Raw genomic sequence first — 19,798 nt, forward strand, 5'->3', positions numbered from 1 at the left:
TCAATGTTGATATTCTGCCAAAAAGATGGGGCTGTCCCAAAAGGGACAGCCTCTTTTATCGTGGAAAATATGTATGCGAAAAACAGCATACATTTGCCTGGCACGCAGGCGTGAGGCCTGAATGTATGCGAAAAACAGCATACATTTTGCTGACGCGCAGGCGTGAGGCCTGAATGTATGCGAAAAACAGCATACATTTGCTGACGCGCAGGCGTGAGGCCTGAATGTATGCGAAAAACAGCATACATTTGCTGGCGCGCATGGAGCGGTCCCACTCCCCCAAATGCTTACGCTGAATCTACTCCAGCATAAAGAGCTATCCCAAGCAGCCGTTTCATGGCTTCAGGGACAGCTCCAATTAAGCTATCGTAAATTTCATACCCATCGTCTGCACTGCATTTCCTTGAATTTCAGTGGAACCATCTTCTACGAATACCGGAATTTCAAGTGCGGATATCAACTTAGTCCAGAACTTAACAGCTTTTACATTCGATTTGAACATCCCCACCTCGTAGCGGCCAGAATGCAGTTGGAAGATTTGCACGACAGCATCTTTGGCTATATTCGTGCCTCTGTATTTGGGCAATACAAATAGCTCCTGCACTGAATAGTCTACTTCCTTTGCAACATAAGGAGGAGAGGTAATCAGAATAAAGCCAACGATTTTGTCATTAAACGTGATGAAGTAAGGATACAACCGTTCGTCCCTATAATATGGCGAGATATCTTCCATTTCGAATGTACCTTCTGCTCCAATATCCTCCTGTGAGTAAGCAGAAAGCTCATAGAGATAGTAATTAAATAAATTTTCAAATTGTTCTTTGCTTGTATCTGTTATTTGTTGAATTGTCGCCTTCATCTTAACCCCCATATATTATTTTCTTTTCAGTGCCCTTTGTTTGACGGGGACCTTTGCTACCCTAACGATACAGTATCACACATTACGTCGAACGTAAGGTGAAAAGACAGCTATAACTAACGTTACCTTTTTCAAAAGAGTGCCCGGGCACTTACGGCAGCATACCAGCCCGGTACCTGCCCGGGGACATACCGGCCACCTTGGTGAAGCTGCGGATGAAGTTGGCGTAATCGCTGAAGCCGGACAGCTCGCAGGCGGCCGCGACACTCTTGCCGGAGGTAAGGTGGCTCATGGCCAGGGAGACGCGCTTGTTAACGATATAGGAGCGGACGGTAAGTCCCGTGTGCTCTTTGAACTGCTGGCTTATATATTTGCCGCTGTAATGAAATTCCTGCTCCAGCTGGGCGGAGTAGATCGGTTCGAGCAGATGCTCCTCGATGTAAGCCATCGTCCGGCGGACAAGCTCCGGCATGAGATTATGCGGCAGAGCGGCGGAGGACTGCTGCAGAGTGTTGATGAATACAAGCAGCCGGGTGGCATAGGAATCGGCCAGCAGATCCTGTCCGTACTCCTCGGAGTGCAGGCTATAGATCAATTGGTCCGCCAGTCTGGAATAGAAGGCGCACTGGTCGCGGGAGAGCCGGATCAGCGTGTTCAGCCCCGAGGGAAAGGCGTTGAAGCAGGCCAACAGGTTCGTGCGGCTGCTGGATAGCCGCCGCAGGGCGGATCTTCGCAGGTTCAGCCCGATCCGTTCATAGGTCTGGTTGTCGGCACAGACACAGCGGTGCATCTCACCTGGACGGATCAGAATCAGATCGCCGGGGGAGAGCTTGTAGCAGGACTGCTCCACATACATATAGGTATTGCCTCTCAGGAACAGGTAGATTTCGTAGGCATCGTGCCGGTGGTAAGGCTGAGCCGGGCTGAGCTGCTCCGTGGTGGTTGATTTGTGGAAGCAGATCATTTCTTCGGGGATCGGGGTGAACACATACTGGGCAAGCTGCTCCATGGCATCCATTCCTTTAATTGGATATATAAGGATTATCGGTATCCGCGCAATATAGTATCGCTGATATGCAACGACGATATATCAACTATTTAATATAATACAGGAATAGGAAGCGCTTGCAAGTGTTGCAAGGAAAAAGGACAAGCCTGTACAGGGTACAGCTGCCGCTTCGATTAGACAGGGGGTGCGACCAGAGGCAGAATTCGGCAGGAATGTTGTGCAGAAATCATATAATAAGGAGATGAAGCAATGAAATCAACGTTTAAAAAATCACTATGTACCTTGCTGGCAACGGTAACTATGTTGTCTATGCTGGTGGTGCCGCCGCCACCCAAAGTTTCAGCAGCCAGCGATGTGACGGTCAATCTGTCCGCCCAGAAGCAGGTGATCCGCGGATTCGGGGGCATCAACCACCCGGTCTGGATCGGGGATCTGACGGCCGCGCAGCGGGAGACCGCCTTCGGCAACGGAGCGAACCAGCTGGGATTATCCATTCTGAGAATCTCTGTGGACGATAACAAGAACAACTGGTCTAAGGAGCTGGACACGGCCAAGGCGGCCGTTGCCAAGGGAGCCATCGTCTTCGCTTCACCCTGGAATCCTCCTGCAAGTATGACGGAGACCTTCAACCACAATGGGAATACGTCAGCCAAGCGGCTCAGATATGATAAATACGGCGCATACGCCCAGCATCTGAATGACTTCGTGACATACATGAAGAATAACGGGGTTAACCTGTATGCGATCTCGATACAGAATGAACCGGACTATGCCGAGACCTGGACCTGGTGGACACCTGCCGAAGTCCTGAACTTTATGAAGAATTATGCCGGTTCCATCAATTGCCGGGTCATTGCTCCTGAGTCCTTCCAATATCTAAAGAATATGTCTGACCCGATTCTGAATGACTCCCAGGCGCTGGCCAATATGGACATTCTGGGTGCGCATTTGTATGGAACACAGGTGAACAACTTTGCCTATCCGCTCTTCAAGCAGAAGGGTGCAGGCAAAGAGCTGTGGATGACCGAGGTCTATTACCCGAACAGCAATAACAACTCGGCCAACCTGTGGCCGGAAGCGCTGGAAGTAGCCTACCATATGCACAATGCGCTGGTGGAAGGGGATTTCCAGGCTTATGTATGGTGGTATATCCGCCGCCAATACAGCCCGATGAATGAAGACGGCACGATCAGTAAGCGCGGGGACAGCATGGCCCAGTTCTCCAAGTTCGTCCGCCCGGGTTATGTAAGAGTTGATGCTACGAAGAACCCTAACACCAATGTCTATGTCTCGGCTTACAAGGGCAGTAACAAGGCAGTGATTGTCGCTATTAATAAAAGCACTTCGGCGGTCAGCCAGCGGTTCGTCCTGCAAAATGGCTCCGCATCGAGTGTGTCCCCATGGACCACAGACGCCAGCCGCAAGGTAGCCGCCGGCTCTAACATTAATGTGTCGAACGGCGCTTTCACCGCCCAACTGCCTGCGCTTAGTGTAACTACCTTTGTAGCCACACTCGGAAGCAGCAAAAGCTCAGTAACGGATGCAATCTATGACATTGAAGTAGATCCCGCCTTGGCTGAGGAAGTTCTTGCCCAGTAGAATACAGTCGCAGCATTTATGACTTAACCGAAGATAGAATCAGCATCCCGGCCTGTGAATCGCAGCTTGTATAGTGCGCTTACAGGCCGGGATTTTTGGTGCTTTCGGGTCATCGTTTAAATTTGAAAGAGAATAGTGTTATTTTAAAATGAATCGTGCATCCTTCTTCTATAAATGTACAATCTGATTTGTTAGGATATTACCAGGCAAAACAATGTAAGCGCATACAAGAGGAGGAATCTCTAGGATGAGTAAAAAGATCAGGAGAAAGGCACTCTCAGTTTCAATGGCTGGTGTGCTGCTGCTATCAGTCATTACCCCTATGCCATTCTCTAACCCGCTTCAAGCTGCTCCGGCTGCTGCCATGCAGGCTGCTATTGCTCCGGCACAGGTAACCGCCGATTGGTACAAGAGCTATCAGACGATGGATGGCGTAGGAGCCGCCTATGCGTATACGGATTCCGTCCATATGCTGCAGCTCGCTTCGGCCGGCCATCAGGATACGGTCCGGCATCTGCTGGATCTGACCTTCAGTGAACAGAAGGGTACAGGTCACGACATTGTCCGGGTGATCATCGGTGACAACGGCGGCCTGACGACTTCCGGGGCTACTGCGGCAAGCCCGGGGTTCAACCCGCTCACCAGTCTCCTGGCCGATGTGAATAATCCCGGCTTTGACATTGAGGGGAATGCCATTCCCATGCGTGGAACAGCAGGACAATACGGCTACAAGATCGAAGCGGAGAACCGCTATTATGACGGCAATACCGACAGCATCTGGCCGGTTGAACCGGAGCATGCTCCTGGAACGCTTGTACCTGTGCAAGACTTTGTATGGGATTATCCCTCCTGGAATCAGCCGATCGGCAATGACGACGGCGGCCCGACCAATCTCCTCAGTAAGCCCGGTGAACAGCCTGTAGTCATCAAGAATTCCCCGCGTACCCGCAAAGAGCTGTTCGATATCGATCAGGTCTGGACCATGCGCCAGGCACAGCAGTATGGCGTCAAGCAATTCTACGCCTGCACCTGGACCGTACCCTACTGGATGAGCCAGTCCAACACCAATTCTCCAAGCAAAATTGTCCGTGGCGACATCGCCACCATTGGCGGAAAACCAGTCAAAATATACTATCAGGCCTATGCAGATTATCTTGTCAATTATATCCGCGGTATGTGGGAGCAGTATGGGATTCCGGTTACCCACATCAATCCCTTCAACGAAGTCGATCTGGCGGGCGGCTCAGCCGCTTACGTTACGGAATTGATTAACGGTTACATCGGACCTGCCTTGAAAAAATCGATGCAGCCTGGCGGCGACCTCTATGATATTAAGAACCCGGAAGGCAAGCTCATTGACTTCATTCCCCAGCTAGCCGCAGTGGACGGCACCAATCTGGGCGCTTCCTTAAGCAGAGGCGGCGAGGTGTTCTCGCAGACGGACCCGGATAATGCGCTCGACAAGAATCCCTATCTCGATGTATTCACTACCCATCTCTACGGTACAGTTGGCATCGGTACGGATGAGAACAAGCTGTACCACACCGGGGATTTCTCCAAGAATCCTCTGGATTATACCAAGGATGGAAGCAAGTATCCCGAATATCTTACTAAGTATAAGCTCTGGCAGGCAGAATTCATGAACCAGGACACCGCTGACGGTTCGGCTGGAGCGTATACGCAGCGCTACGGCAATCAGAATATTAATGATGCCGTGCGCTGGTCAAATCTGATGACCAATATGTTCACCAGCAACCCGGGCTTCACCGGCTTTGTCTGGTGGAGCATGTGGGACAGCAACGGAGCAGACGGCTCTGACCTCATCCGCTTCGTGACGACCAACTCCCAGCAGGAGCCGGGACGGATCAGCACACTGACCGGTGAATACCGGTTGTTCAAGCGCTTTTACAGCTACGGGCATTTCTCCCGGTTCATGAATCCCGGCGATGTGCGCTTTGAGGTTACACGTGTACCGGCGCCTGATCTGAATGTGGTCGGCTTCAAGAATCCGGCTACGGGTGATTTCTCGATGACGGTATCGAGTGCCAACAACGATGACAGCGTTCAGCCGCTGGAATTCAATCTGAAGGACTTCCCGGCAGGAACAGATAGTGTGACGGTGTTCCGCACCTCGGGAAGCGAGAACCAGAAGAAGCTGGGTACGATTCCTGTATCGGGCGGCAAATTCGTCATTAATATTCCGTCGGCCAGCGTTGTGACGGTTGTTCCGTCCAAGGGAACCTTTGCCACTTATCAGGGGCTGGACGGGGAGCGCGATATCTTCTCCACGCTGGAAGCAGAGGGGAATGACAACAGCGTGCCCGGCGACAGTGCAGGCCAAGCAGGCCGTGCCAATGAGGCAGTGACACTGGGTGCAGGCGGTTATCTCGCTTACAACAATGTGAATTTTGCAGACGGCTCGGCGAACGGCGGTGTGGTCCGCAGACACTTGCTGTATCTTACCGCCCAGACGAAGTCGGCGCAGGGAGGCAAGCTTGCTGCTTATGTGCTTCCGGTGGGAACCCCTGCCGGCAGCAGCGCCGATATCCTGTCCCAAGGTACGCGGGTCGCAGAGATTCCGGTACCGGCCAATGACAGCTACGGCAAATTCCAGGACATGGTCGATACAGGCGATCTTAGTGCTTACGGCCATAAGGATCTGTATATCGTGGCCGAACCAAACGGGACTGCGGGTACGATCACCGTTGACCGCTTCCTGTTCGGAGCAGGCGATTCCGACTGGAGTACTGCCGCCAACAATTCTACAGTATCCATTCCGGGCAATCTGCTGCTCAACGGGGATTTTGATACGGCAACCGCTTCCAATACAGACAACTGGTCTGCCGGACGTTACAACAAGGGAACCTTTGAGCCTGCTGCTGCAGGACCAGTGTTAACGGCGGATACCATACAAAGCTATTCGGGTCTGTCACGTTACTTGAAGAACAGCTCGACCTCGAAGGTTGCCGGTTCCGGCAAGCTTGCTGGCCGCATCGACGCTGCGCAGCAGTATGATGGAATGTGGCAGGATGTTACCGGTAAGCTGAACAAGGGAGAGAGCTATAACTTCAAGGGCTACTTCCTCTCGATGATGAGCCGCCCGGACAGCTATGATGTTGCTGCAGAGCATCCGGGTGATGTCGAAGCGGCGCTGGTGTATTACGACGGGAACGGGAATCAGCTCGGAATGACTCCGATCAATGGCCGCGATATGCCTGAACCGTACGCAGCCCGTGAAGCCGGTGATCCTGCATACTGGGCGGGCGGCAAGTTCGTCGGACGCATTCTTGAGGGCGGGCCGCTTAGCTTAAGCTCCTTCCAGCCCGTGGATGTGAAGGTGGCAGACTGGCATGAGACGCCTAATCAGCCATTCACGTATGAGGAACCCGCAGGCACAGCGAAGGTGGTCCTGGCGGTGTATGCGAAGGATGCGAACATCCTGTATGCTGATCAAATGTCGCTTACTCCTGAGGCGGTCGTGTCGCACAACCTCTTTATTGATGGCGTTCAGCCGTCTGATTTTGACGAAGCGAAGCATGAATATAAATATACAGTCACCGGGAACGCCATTCCGAAGGTTACAGCGGTAACCAGCGATCCGGCTGAGCTTGTGAGTATCTCGCAGGCGGACAGTGCGCAGGGCACGGCAGTGGTCCGGTTTATCAAAGGGGAACAAGTTAAGACCTATAAAATCTTCTTCAGTACGAACGAGGTGGTTGATTTCTCGTATGGACTTCCGGCAGGCTGGGAGGTCGTGAATCCGGCTGATCCGCAGAACGTACTTAGCTATAGTGCTGAGGGTGCGGCCATCCAGACCTTGAAGAGCGATACGGACTATCCGGGCAGCCATAATATGCTGCAGATGCCGGGCTCTGCTGAAGGCAACTGGACGCTGACAGCGAAGCTCACCGTTGACAAACCGCTGAATGATCCGTCCATGGGTGAGAATGCCCAGGTTGGACTTGGCATCAGCGCTACTGCAAGCGGAGAATTTTACAGAATCAATGCAAGGAAGGTCAGCAGCAATATCAAAGTCAATAATTCAGGCAAAATTGGCACCCAATCCTTCACCAACAATACGAACCAGACTAACCTGAGCGGTACTAATTATTTCTTGCGGATTGTAAAAGAAGGCAATGTGGTGCAAGGCTATTTCTCCACAAACAGTGGTGCTTCCTGGCTGGCGATGGGGAATCCTTCAACGTATACCCCGGACTTCTTCAAGGATGCCAAGGTGCAGTTGTACGGAACCAATACGAGCGCTGTAACGGACTTCAAAGTCACCTTCTCGGGGGTTACCCTGGTGAAGACCCTGGGAGAGACGGGGGAAATTACTGCAGATCAACAGGCTGTAGAGGAAGCGGCGGCCTTGATTGGCAACCGGATTACCGTTCCTAATGCAGTGGAGGGTGAAGATAACACTAAGCTGATGGCCAAAGCGCAGGCGATTCTGGATGGCAATGAAGCGCTGAAGCAACTGGGAGTGAAGACCGCTATTACTCTCCAGGGAGGCGGATTCACGCTGACTGTAACTAAGGGAAGTGTCAGTGTAAAGGTCAGCCCGTTCACTATTGCAGCGGGGATGAAGGCGGTAAGAGATTTCGAGGATGGGACCGTGCAAGGCTTCCAGCCGAAGGGAAGTGCTGGCGTGAAGCTGGATCTTACCAAGGAAGCTAACCACACCACGGGCGGCGCTTATGCCCTGAAGGTCACAGGCAGAGCGGCTAACCCGGACGGACCTGCGGTCCAGGTCAAGGATGCCGTCACCATCGGCAACGAGTACAAAGCGGCGGTATGGGTTAAGCTGATCAGCCCGGCAAGCGCACAGCTCAAGCTGACGGCACAGGTCAATGCACCTACGCCGTACTATGTCAGTCTGGCTACACAGACGGTCAGTGCAGGCGGAGACTGGGTGAAGCTGGAGGGAACCTACCGTTATCTGCATGATGATGTCACTTTATATGTAGAGAGCCCTAATAGCACTACTGCATCTTACTATATCGATGATTTCAGCTTCACAGACACTGGTCTGGAGAGCATTCTTCCGCTCCAAGAAGTGTATAAGAACGACTTCCTGCTCGGCAATATACCCGGCACTAATGATCTTAATCCGGGCAACGGGCAGAATGCGTTCTTCAATTACCACTTCAATGCCGTGACCTTCGAGAACGAGATGAAGCCGGACGCGCTGCAGAAGACCAAAGGTACCTTTACCTTCAACAAATCAGACGATATGGTTGCCAAATCCCGGGCGATGGGGGCGGAGGTCCATGGGCATGTGCTGGTATGGCATAGCCAGACTCCGGCGTGGTTCACGCAGCAGGTGGATGCCTTAGGCAATGCCGTGAAGGATGGGACGGGGAATCCGGTCTATCTCAGCCGCAGTGAGGCACTGGCAAATATGAAAACCCATATCCGTACGGTCATGGAGCATTACAAGGATTCGGTGATCTCCTGGGATGTGGTCAATGAGGCGATGCAGGATGGTCCTCCGGCCGTAACGGACTGGAAGGATGCGCTGCGTAAGTCACCTTGGTACTATTCTGTCGGCCCTGACTTTGTAGAGCAGGCATTCCTTGCCGCCAGGGAAGTGCTGGATGAGCATCCATCGTGGAATATCAAGCTGTATTACAATGATTTCAACGATGATTTCCCGGAGAAGCGGGATGCCATCTATGACATGGTCAAAGAGATCAATGACCGTTATGCGCTGGCCCATCCCGGCAAGCTGCTGGTTGACGGCATCGGGCTGCAGTCCCACTACGACATGAGAACCAAGCCTGCCAATGTGGAAGCGGCGATTGAGAAATATGCTTCCCTGGGCGTGGAGCTCTCGATCAGTGAGCTGGATGTGCTGGCAGGCATGAATTATTCCCTCTCAGCAGAGTGGGCAGAGAAGCAGGCGAACCTGTATGCCCAATTGTTCCAGATCTACAAGAAGCATGCGGATGTAATCGCGCGTGTCACCCTTTGGGGATATACGGACAGCGCGAGCTGGAGAGCAGGCCAGAATCCGTTGCCGTTCATCAGTTCGCTGGCACCGAAGCCGGCGTATTATGCCATCCTTGATCCTGAGAAGTATCTGGCCGGGCATCCGCTCTATGTGACTCCAGAGACTAAGAGCTCTACGGCGCTGTATGGTACCCCTGACATTGATGGAAGCGTAGACGACCTCTGGGCGAATGCGCCGGAGATCCGGATTGACAATCATCTGATGGCGACAGCGGAGACCACAGGAACCGCCCGGACGCTATGGGATGAAGAGAATCTCTATGTGCTGTTCCAGGTCCAGGATACGCAGTTAAGCAAAGCCAGCACGGATAAGACGAAGCAGGACTCCGTGGAAGCTTATGTGGACGAAGACCGTATCAACGCCTGGCCGTACCGCGAGGATGACGGGCAATACCGGGTCAACTATGCCGGGGAGCAGTCCTTCAAGTTCCTCAGTAATTCGACACCGGCGGTCTCACCGGGATTTGAATCGGCGGCGGTAACCGAAGGAACGGCTTATACGGTGGAGATGAAGATTCCATTCCGCACACTGAGGCCGGAGAACGGGACACAGATCCGGTTCGATGCGCAGGTGAACAATGCAACCGGGTCCAATCTGATCGGCGTAGCCACCTGGAATGATCTGCTGGGCCGGGCTGCGAAATCAACAGAGGTGTTCGGCAGCCTTACTCTCAGAGGCAAGGGAGACGCAGCTCCGCCCGAGTGGTCTGAGGGAAGCAAGCTTGAAGCTGCCGATGTTACGCGTACAGGGGTTACCTTATCGTGGCCGGCTGCAATGGATAATCTTGGTGTTACCGGCTACCGTATCTACAATGGGATTGATTCCGAGCCGGTGCTTGTAACCGGTATCGAACCGGTGGAGACCGCAACCGGAGCCGTATATCGTTATGAGGTAGCTGGACTGCTGCCGAACACGTCATATACCTTCAAGGTAGAGGCAGGCGATGCGGCAGGGAACTGGAGTAAGGACGGACCGTCCGTTATGGTGACCACCCTTCCGGGTGAAGACATCACGCCGCCGGTCTGGGCGGAAGGAAGCACGCTTGCCGCTTCCGGTATTACGAGTAGCGGACTGACGCTGACCTGGTCGGCTACGGCCACAGATGACAGCGGCATCTACGGGTACCGGATTACGAACGGAACCGGAGATAAGCCGATTACGGTTACAGATGCTGTGTATACGGAGACCGTAACCGGTGCTGTATACAGTCATCAAGTAACGGGATTACAGCCGGGTAAGCAGTATACGTTCAAAGTAGAAGCGGGAGACACGGGCGGCAATTGGAGCGAGGGTGGGCCTTCTGTGTCAGCAACCACGCTGCCTGCTACCGACACCACACCTCCGGTCTGGATGGAGGGAAGCAAGCTTGAAGCTTCACGGATCACAGCATCCGGTCTGACACTAACCTGGACGCGGGCTGCTGACGATAAGGGAGTGACCGGCTACAAAGTCTATAGGGGAGCAGAGGAAATCGCTGCGTTGTCTGGAACAGAACTGCGGTACGAGGTAACTGGGCTTGCTGCGGGAACAGAGTATCATTTCTCGGTGCAGGCCGGGGATGAAGCCGGGAACTGGAGCAAGAATGGTCCTGCCCTCTCTGTAACTACGCTAAAAGACAGTGGCGGTCCGTCTGAGCCGACGCCAACACCAACAACAAGACCAACACCTACGCCGACGCCAGTACCGACGTCAGTACCAACATCAACAGCTACGCCAACACCGACACCAACATCGACGCCGGGAGCAACAGGTACACCGGCTGCGTCACAGACACCAGCACCTACGCAGACACCAGTGCCAAGCAGCCCGTTCAAAGATGTAGGTGCCAAATACAGCTGGGCTTCGGAGGCGATTGACACACTGTACAGTCTGGGCATCATCCAAGGAACCTCCGCGGCCACCTTCAGCCCGGAGAAGAACATTACGAGAGCGGACTTTGTGCTGCTGGTAGTGAGAGCATTGGGTCTCGAAGCGGAATCCGGTTCCGGCTTTGCAGACGTAAGCCAGGGAGCCTACTATTATGAAGCGCTCCGCATTGCGAAGCAGCTGGGGATTATCAATGGAACAGACGGCAGCAGCTTCAATCCGAAGGGCGAAATCTCGCGGCAGGATATGATGGTGATTGCAGCCAGAGCCTTGAAGGTGGTGAACAAATTATCTGCCGGCGGCAGTGCCGGAGACCTGGCCGGCTACACAGATAGAATGAAGGTGGCGAAGTATGCCATTGATAGTGTAGCGGCACTGGTCCAAGAGGGAATTGTCCGGGGAGACGGGCAATCCCTTCATCCCACCGGAACAGCCACGCGGGCGGAAGCTGCTGTCATGATCTTCCGCATACTGAAGAAGTAAAGAAGTAACACCCTGCAGGTAAAGCATAGAATCACATCATATAACCCTCACGGCCGCGAGCGTCCACCCATCGGAAGATGGGCCGGATGCTGGCTGGCCGGAGGGATTTTTGAGTAATATAAACTTCCACGTACCAAGTGCAATCCCTCGTCATACCTACCCGCCGGACAACCTAGTAGACCATCAGAATTAAACAAGTGATTTCATTCCAACAAAGCGGTAAGGGATGAAGCTGCGTTTGTAGCGAAAAAACAGGGATAAGTGTATTCAGTGCAACTAAAAACAGTGAAACAGATGTACATCCTCTTCTAATTGTATTTTGTGCAACTACATTTGCCCGGATGGGCGAAAATCCAGGTATAGGGGCATTTTAATTGCACGAACTACATCTAAACGGGGATTTGGCGGCACATCGGACGATTTAGTTGTACGAATTGCAATTAAGCCTCCAACTTGCCTCCTAATCGGGGTGAAGTAACCCCTCAGCAAGCCATTAGTTAAAGTAATTCTCCCGTGTAATCCTGCCCGGAAAGACGAAGCTACCGGAACCGGAATTGGAACTGGAACTAGTTGGAAAATGTACACTGGTGGATTAAGATACGTTTTTCCAACTGTATACTGCTCGAAGCTGTACGTTGGAGCCGGTTACTTCCTGTATCCGATGAGCCACACCCGTTACCTTGTTCCCTGTCATTACTCAACTATTCAGCCTGCCTAATAAACATCGCGTATCCTGCCTATCTCTGGGTCTTCCACATAGCATCCCGCATCCCGCAACTCTGGGTCTTCCCGCCCAGACCTGCCGCTACGCGTTTACCTTGCTGTTATACCGGAAGTACTAATATTTCCTCTGCATCTTCTTTTTTACAAATAATTAGTTTATCATTGCTTCATTCCAAAGATTAGGAGGATTTACTATGCATGGAGTAATAAAACATATAAGCCGATTGTGTGCGGGGCTTATGCTGCTGGGTGCTGTATCATATGCGGGAGGGGAGCAGGTACTGGCTTCGCCTGTCCAGAGTGGACAGGTGATCGGGACAGGGGCAGCGGCTCTGGCTGCTGTGGACGTCAGTTCTTCCATTACAGTGCTGGGCAGCCCGTTCAAGAAAGCGGCTTATGCGCGTAATGTCTGGGACATGCAGCTTTTTGGCGGCAAAATCTATCTGGGCCACGGCAACAGCAGCAACAATGCGCCTTCGCCCAATGCGGGGCCGGTTCCAATCTATTACTGGGATCTTGCCCAGAATAAATTCTCTGTGCAGGATGTTACGTATACGAACCCGGCGACAGGCAAGGTGACCACCAATGTCTATGTCATGGATGAGCAGATCGACACTTTCAAGGTGCTGAATGGGGAGCTGTATATTCCCGGGCATGACTCCAGAGTACCGGGGTGGGCTTACGGGAATTTTTATCGGCTGAATGGGGATCACTGGGATCAATACATGAACATTCCCGGAGGCATCCATGTGTACGATATGGCCTACTACAAAGGCAAGCTGTACGCAGCACTGGGCGCTAACGAAGGGCCTTTGATTTACGTGTCTTCGAACAGGGGAGCGACCTGGACCCGCTTCGGCTCTGTCTCCCAGTACGGTATTATGCGTACGTACAATCTGTTCGAGCTGGGCGACACACTGTATGCTTCCTCGGCCACGGCAGGGAAGACCCAGGGCATTGCAAATGACAAGGGGTATATGACTTCCATCAAGCAGAACAGCAGCGGGGGGATTCAGACGTCCAAGCTGACTTTTACCAGTACCCAGTTGTTCCCGGGGCTCAGCTTCGTTATCAAAGCGGGTGAAGTGAATGTTCCCGGTGTCAGCGGCCAGCCTTGGCTGAAGCTCCTGCGTACGACCCCGGTGAACGACCGGCTGCTCTATATTGCAGGGGTGATCTATAACGACCATCAAGCTATCCCGCAGGGACTGTTCTCGGCCGGAGCTAACTTCCAGAATGTGCGCAAGGAGCTGTTGCCTGACTCTGCTGTAGTGCCTATGGATATTCTGGAGCGCGGGGAGACGGTATATGTGCTCGGTTATGTCAAGGAAGCCTCGGGACAATATACGAATTACGTCTACCGCAAAAGTACCTCCAGCTTCGCAGCCGGCGGGGAGGGCTGGAGTGAAGTCTTCCACTTCAGCCGGGATACGTTCGCCCGTTCCTTCGAGGAACAGGGTGGCGATTTCTATTTCGGACTGGGGAGCTATGCCGACGTCCTTCCGGCTTCCACCGGCACGATTCTGAAGCTGAGCGCCTGGTCTTATTAATGGCTACTCCCCAATAATCGCAATATCCGTGTTGATCCATTTGGCTGTGTCTATATTCTTGGCCTGTAGAAGCAGCGTGTTGATGATATCCTCGCCCCAGTTCTGCTCGTTCTGTGAGATCACACGGGTAATCTGGCCGTTATCCAGCGCTTGCTGCAAGGCCGGGGTCAGGCCGAGGGCGAGGTTATAACGCTTCAGCCCCTTGGCCTTCCAGACCAGGACAGAGCTGGTGCTGGAGACGAAATCCAGATTAACCAGCGCGCTGAAATGGGGATGATCCGAGATCATCTGCTCCAGCTGCCCGGCAGCCCGCTCCTCACTGCCGTCGTTGTGACGGATCTCCAGTACATCAATGTCCGTATGCTGAGTCAGGTAAGTCTCAAGTCCCAGCAGTCGTTCCCGGGTGCTCTGCATCCGGGACATTCCGGACTCCACCAGAATCATTCCTTTGCCGCTTAGCAGACGTTCCACCGTCTGTCCCATCGCTGCGCCGGTTGCCCGGTTATCCGCCCCGATATAGGCTGCTCTCCGGCTGGCAGGCGAATCCGATTCGAAGCAGACCACAGGAATTCCTTGGGCGGCCGCTTTGTTAATCATGGCAGTGAGCGCCTGCGAATCCACCGGAGCAATCGCAATGCCGTCTACCCCCCGCTTAATCATCATCTCCATGATGCGGATCTGCTGCTCCAGATTGGCTTCATCGGGAGCTTGCACCAGCAGCTCTACATTATGCTTCCGCGCTACCGCTTCCGCTTTTCCGGTGATCATCTCGTAAGTGGCATTCACCATAGGGTAGATAATGCCGAAGGTCAGCGGAGGTTCTTCACCTGCACTTAACGGAGAATCTCCCGTTGTCTTCTCAGAAATATCCGCTGCTCCGGCAGCCTTAAGGCAGCCGCCAAGCAGGAAGCCTGCCGTCAGCAGCAGGAGAACCACGGACCAGCCCCGCAGCCTATTTACGTTCACGCATTTCCCGCCCCTCTGCGGATCGTCTGCAGCTGCTCCTCGGGTTTTCCCTGCTTGCGGAATTCCATGGGCGTCATCCCCGTTACTTTTTTGAACAGGTTGGAGAAATAATGCTGATCGTTATAGCCGACCAGATAGGCGATTTCAAAGGTTTTATGCCCCGTGGATTTCAGCAGCTCCTTGGCCCGGTCCATACGTGTAGCCGTCAGGAATTCCGTGATGGTCTGTCCGGTCGCCTGACTGAAGGTCTTGCTCAGATGGCTGGGACTGACCCTGACCACTTTGGAGATGTCATTCAGGGAGAGCTGCTCCTTGTCGTATTGCTCCCGGATATACTGTTTCACCCGGTCGATCAGCTCACGGTGCTTGTCTGCTCCTTCGGACCGCCATTCCCACAGCCGCTCGTACAGCTGCTTGAGATACTGAAGGCCGTCATCACTACTGGAGATTTGCTTCAGCTGTGTCTGCAATTCCTGGAGGATGCCGGCGTGGCCCGCCGCTGCGCGGAACCCGTTCTTCGCCGTCTGCACCAGCTCCAGGGTGATATCGTTCATCAGGTAACAGGCATATCCTGAGTTCCAGTTCATCTGCTCAAGCTCCTTGGACAGCTCCAGCAGGAAGCCGGACATCTGCCTGTGGTCGCCTGACTTCAGGAACTGGACCAGCCGGCTTCTGTCGAGCAGAACCCCATGGGCGCTAGGGTCATAATACGCCTCAAGCATAGCGGCGGAATGCATTCTGGACATCTGCTTGAACATCCGGTCATTCTCAGCCTCCAGATAAGAGAGGTGAATGCCCTGAAGACGTTCGCAGACCTTGCCCCGGCTGACGGACAGCTCCAGCCCGCAGCCCTCCCTCAGCCGCTTCTTCGCAGCCGTGCACAGGTCATCCAGAGTATGGTTCATCCGGAGCGGATCACTGCCTTTATAGATCAGAACCATCTCCATGCGGCTGCGCTTGTAGATGAAGCTGTCGGCCGCCTCCTTGAGCAGGCCTGCTAACAACGCCTCAGCATCCGGTGAAGCGGGGGGAAGCTCCGGGGACTCCTCCATATTGGGCGGATGCAGAGTAAATATAGCGGCGGCGTAGTAAGGAGCTGTTAACTGCAGCTCAAGCTGGGCCGCCGCTTCATAGGCGGCAGCGGTGCTGATCAGGCCTCCGCACAGATCGGCGAACAGATTCTCGGGGGTGTAGGCATATTTGTGCCTGATCCGTAATTCCTCATCAATCCGTGCGCTGACGCTGTGCAGAAGCTGCAGCAGGTCGGCTGCGCTGAACGGCTTCAGGCAGTAATCCTCGACCCCCAGGCGCAGCGCCTGCTGGGCATACTGGAAGTCATCATGGCCGCTGAGAATGATGATTTTGATCTGCGGGAATTTTTGGCGGACGACAGAGGTAAGCTCCAGGCCGTTCATGAACGGCATTTTGATATCGGTAATCAGAATGTCGGGCAGCTGCGCTTCAATAATAGGCAGCGCCAGCTCACCGTCGGGAGCGTCACCGCAATAGAGGAAGCCCTCCTTCTCCCAATCGATACATTCCCGGATATTCTCGCGGATCAGGATCTCGTCATCCACCAGCATAATCTTCTTCATCACTAGACCCCCCTGTTCTTGGGTATGCGAACCGTAATCTGTGTGCCATAGCCTTCCGAGCTGTCCAGACGGATACCATATTCGGGCCCGAAATACAGCCGCAGCCGCTGATGCACATTCTGCAGGCCGAATCCGCCCTGACCGGTGTCCTCGGGTTCCTCCGACTGGATGGGATGCTCGACCGATTTCCGCAGCGCCTCCAGCCGCCCGGTGGGAATGCCGATGCCATTGTCCGAGACCGTAAGCATAATGGTGCCTCCGTCGGTGTACCCGCCAATGCGGATCAGTCCCATGCCCCGCTTATTCTTAATTCCGTGATACAGGGCGTTCTCGACCAGCGGCTGCAGGGTCATATTCAGAATCGGATACTCCTGCAGCTCCTCCGCCACCTCCACCTTGAACTCCAGGATGTCGTGGTAGCGCATCTGCTGGATGATCAGATAGCTCTGCACATGGGCAAGCTCGGAGCGGATCTGTATCCAGTCGCGCCCGTTGTTGAGACTAAGCCGGAAGAACGCGGATAACGCCTTCACCAGCCGGATCACGCCATCGTGATTCCCCGCTTCCGCCATCCAGACAATAGAATCCAGCGTGTTATATAGAAAATGAGGGTTAATCTGCGCCTGAAGCGTCCGCAGCTCTGCCTTTTGCAGCTGCTGCTGCTTACGGATGCTCTGGGCCAGCAGCTCTTTAATCTGCTCCACCATAATGTTGAAGCTCTGCCCGAGATCGGCGATCTCATCGGTACCGTCCGGCTTGACTTTGGCTTCTAGATAGCCACTTGCGGTCAGGCGCATCTTGTGCTGGAGCAGCTGGATGGGCCGGGTTAGCCGCCGGGTCAGCAGATAATGGAGCGTGATCGCAAAAATAATGCTTAAGGCCACGCTGATAATAATCAGCTGCCTGATCCGGTTCGCCTCGGCCACGATCTCCTGCAGCGGGGCTATGCCGATAATCGTCCAGCCTGTCGCCAGCGACGAGGTATGGACGATGAACCGGGGCGGTCCGCCCATCTGAAGCACGAAGCTGCCGCTTCTGCCCCGTTCCCCCGCAGGAATCAGGTTGTCCTGAATAACGGCAAGTTCTCCCGCCCGCACAGGAGGAACATAGAGGGGATTGTTCTGCTCGTCCAGCAGGTAGAAGAATCCGGTAGTGCCGATCGTCACCTTGTCGCAGAACTCTTTAATGAAGGAATCGCTCAGATCCACAATGATATAACCGATGACCTCATGCGTAATCCGCTGCTTGACCGCCGTCATAATCGAGATCACGCCCTCGTCCCCGTAGGTGAATCCGTCCACCCGGTCATAGCCGGTTATCAGCGGCGGGGGCACCCGGAGGATCAGCTCCGGATTCTGGGATAACGCCTGAAAATGTGGATTGCGCAGAGGGTTGCTGGACGACTGGAAGATTCCCCGGCGCTCGCTGATGCCTTTGCCGTACAGATTAATCAGGCTGATGTTGAGCACATTCTCATACTTGTAGGTGTCCCGGTAGAGGGTGAAGGTCTGCAGAATGTCCTTAGCCTCCTGATAGGTCTCCGACTGTGAGAACAGAAAGTGGATGACCTGAGGATTATTGCTAAGCTCCAGCAGACGCTCGGTATCCTTGAACAGGTTATCCATATTCGTTCCCAGCATTTCGGCCTGAAGCATGCTTGAAGCCTTGCTGTGACTGGAAATGGATTGGTAGGATTTCTGGTAGGAAATGAGGCCGACGGCAATCAGCGGTATGGTGGACAGCACTATGAACAAAGCCAGCAGTTTGGCTCTAAGACTGGAGGAGATCCAGCGTGTAATCCGCATTATCGGGAATTCCCTTTCACAAGTAGAGTAGATGCCGTTCCTAACTCTATTTTATAACAAATATTGGAATACCGAAACAAAAAAGAAAGCGCAAACAAAATATCCACCTTTTGAATAAAAAAGTACACCAAAATACCTATTCGGAGGGAATAAACCCAAAATTAGAAAGTAAACGCCAAAGGCTGCCCGTATAATGCTCTTCTGTAAGCGTTCTATAATGGGCACAACACCGGAACAAGGTGAACGTCAAGGGGGAGGAATAAGGAGATATGAAGAAGCTTGGAAAAGTGGGGGCTGTGCTGGCCCTGACCCTGTCCATGACCCTGTTAGGGGCATGCAGCAGCAATAACGGCGGGAACACGGCGGCGGATACAGGTAAGACAGACAGTGCAGCAACGAAGGCGCCGGCGGCAAATGCCACCAAAGAGGCCAAGGACATCACGCTCGGCTTCTCACAGGTTGGGGCGGAGAGCGGCTGGCGCAGCGCGAATACGAAGTCCATTCAGGATTCAGCCAAGGAAGCAGGCTACACGCTGAAATTCTCGGATGCCCAGCAGAAGCAGGAGAATCAGATCAAGGCACTGCGTTCTTTTATCCAGCAAAAGGTCGATGTCATCTCCTTCTCTCCGGTAGTAGAATCCGGCTGGGATACGGTGCTGAAGGAGGCTAAGGCTGCGGGCATCCCGGTTGTTCTGACAGACCGTGCGGTGGATTCCAAGGATACCTCGCTATATGTTACCTTCCTGGGCTCCGATTTCGTGGAAGAAGGCCGCAAGGCAGGGAAGTGGCTGACCGAGCAGTATAAGAATGCCTCAGAGGACGTTAATATTGTGGAGCTGCAGGGAACTACAGGCTCTGCTCCGGCCAATGACCGGATGGCAGGCTTCGCTGAGACCATTAAGGATAACCCGCACCTCAAGGTCATTGCTTCACAGACCGGCGACTTCACCCGCGCCAAGGGCAAGGAAGTCATGCAGGCCTTCCTGAAGGCCAATAAGGATATCGATGTGCTGTATGCCCATAACGACGATATGGCGCTGGGGGCGATTCAAGCGATAGAAGCAGCAGGCCTGAAGCCGGGCCAGGATATCAAGATCATCTCTGTCGATGCCGTGAAGGACGGCATGCAGGCGGCCAGTGAAGGTAAAATCAACTTCATCGTTGAGTGCAACCCGCTGCTTGGACCTCAGCTGATGCAGGTAGTTAAAGATGTGGTCGACGGCAAGCCGGTAGAGGCCCGGATCGTGACCGAGGAGACCACCTTCACTTCCGAGCAGGCCAAGGAAGCTTTGCCTAGCCGCCAGTATTAATCAGTAAGTCGGGTAGAAAA

The 19,798-nt window shown here is 53.7% G+C and carries 9 protein-coding genes; 4 read left to right on the forward strand and 5 right to left on the reverse strand.

Going from position 1 to position 19,798, the window contains the following annotated elements; all coding sequences use genetic code 11:
- Nucleotides 1-358 precede the first annotated feature (358 nt).
- A complete protein-coding gene (locus NYE26_RS10650; protein ID WP_339255649.1) occupies nucleotides 359-859 on the reverse strand; it encodes a GNAT family N-acetyltransferase in 501 nt (166 codons plus the stop codon).
- A gap of 151 nt (nucleotides 860-1,010) precedes the next feature.
- Nucleotides 1,011-1,877, reverse strand: coding sequence for an AraC family transcriptional regulator (locus tag NYE26_RS10655; RefSeq protein ID WP_081751327.1), 867 nt, complete (start codon nucleotides 1,875-1,877; stop codon nucleotides 1,011-1,013).
- Between the two features lie 240 nt (nucleotides 1,878-2,117).
- On the opposite strand from NYE26_RS10655, the gene NYE26_RS10660 reads away from it, so the two are divergent.
- The 3 genes from NYE26_RS10660 (at nucleotide 2,118) to NYE26_RS10670 (ending at nucleotide 14,102) form a co-directional block, all read left to right on the forward strand.
- On the forward strand, nucleotides 2,118-3,467 hold the full coding sequence (locus NYE26_RS10660) for a glucuronoxylanase (RefSeq protein WP_339255651.1): 1,350 nt from the start codon (nucleotides 2,118-2,120) through the stop codon (nucleotides 3,465-3,467).
- 247 nt (nucleotides 3,468-3,714) lie between these two features.
- Nucleotides 3,715-11,829: an endo-1,4-beta-xylanase gene (locus NYE26_RS10665; RefSeq protein ID WP_339255653.1), complete on the forward strand. Its 8,115-nt coding sequence runs from the start codon at nucleotides 3,715-3,717 to the stop codon at nucleotides 11,827-11,829.
- A gap of 917 nt (nucleotides 11,830-12,746) precedes the next feature.
- Nucleotides 12,747-14,102, forward strand: a complete 1,356-nt coding sequence (locus NYE26_RS10670) for a hypothetical protein (protein ID WP_339255655.1) — start codon at nucleotides 12,747-12,749, stop codon at nucleotides 14,100-14,102.
- 3 nt (nucleotides 14,103-14,105) lie between these two features.
- Here the strand turns inward: NYE26_RS10670 and NYE26_RS10675 are convergent, their stop codons facing one another.
- The 3 genes from NYE26_RS10675 to NYE26_RS10685 are packed head-to-tail and all read right to left on the reverse strand — an operon-like array spanning nucleotide 14,106 to nucleotide 18,468.
- Entirely contained in the window at nucleotides 14,106-15,068 is a 963-nt protein-coding gene (locus NYE26_RS10675; protein ID WP_339255657.1) for a substrate-binding domain-containing protein, read from the reverse strand.
- On the reverse strand, nucleotides 15,065-16,663 hold the full coding sequence (locus NYE26_RS10680; RefSeq protein WP_339255659.1) for a response regulator: 1,599 nt from the start codon (nucleotides 16,661-16,663) through the stop codon (nucleotides 15,065-15,067). Before NYE26_RS10680 ends, NYE26_RS10675 begins: the two co-directional genes overlap by 4 nt.
- Before the next feature lie 2 nt (nucleotides 16,664-16,665).
- Entirely contained in the window at nucleotides 16,666-18,468 is a 1,803-nt protein-coding gene (locus tag NYE26_RS10685) for a sensor histidine kinase (RefSeq protein ID WP_339255661.1), read from the reverse strand.
- 269 nt (nucleotides 18,469-18,737) lie between these two features.
- Between NYE26_RS10685 and NYE26_RS10690 the strand changes: the two genes are divergently transcribed.
- Entirely contained in the window at nucleotides 18,738-19,778 is a 1,041-nt protein-coding gene (locus tag NYE26_RS10690; RefSeq protein WP_339255663.1) for an ABC transporter substrate-binding protein, read from the forward strand.
- Nucleotides 19,779-19,798 lie beyond the last annotated feature (20 nt).

The sequence above is a fragment of the Paenibacillus sp. FSL P2-0136 genome (assembly GCF_037975325.1).
GTDB classification, from domain to species: domain Bacteria; phylum Bacillota; class Bacilli; order Paenibacillales; family Paenibacillaceae; genus Paenibacillus_AQ; species Paenibacillus_AQ silagei.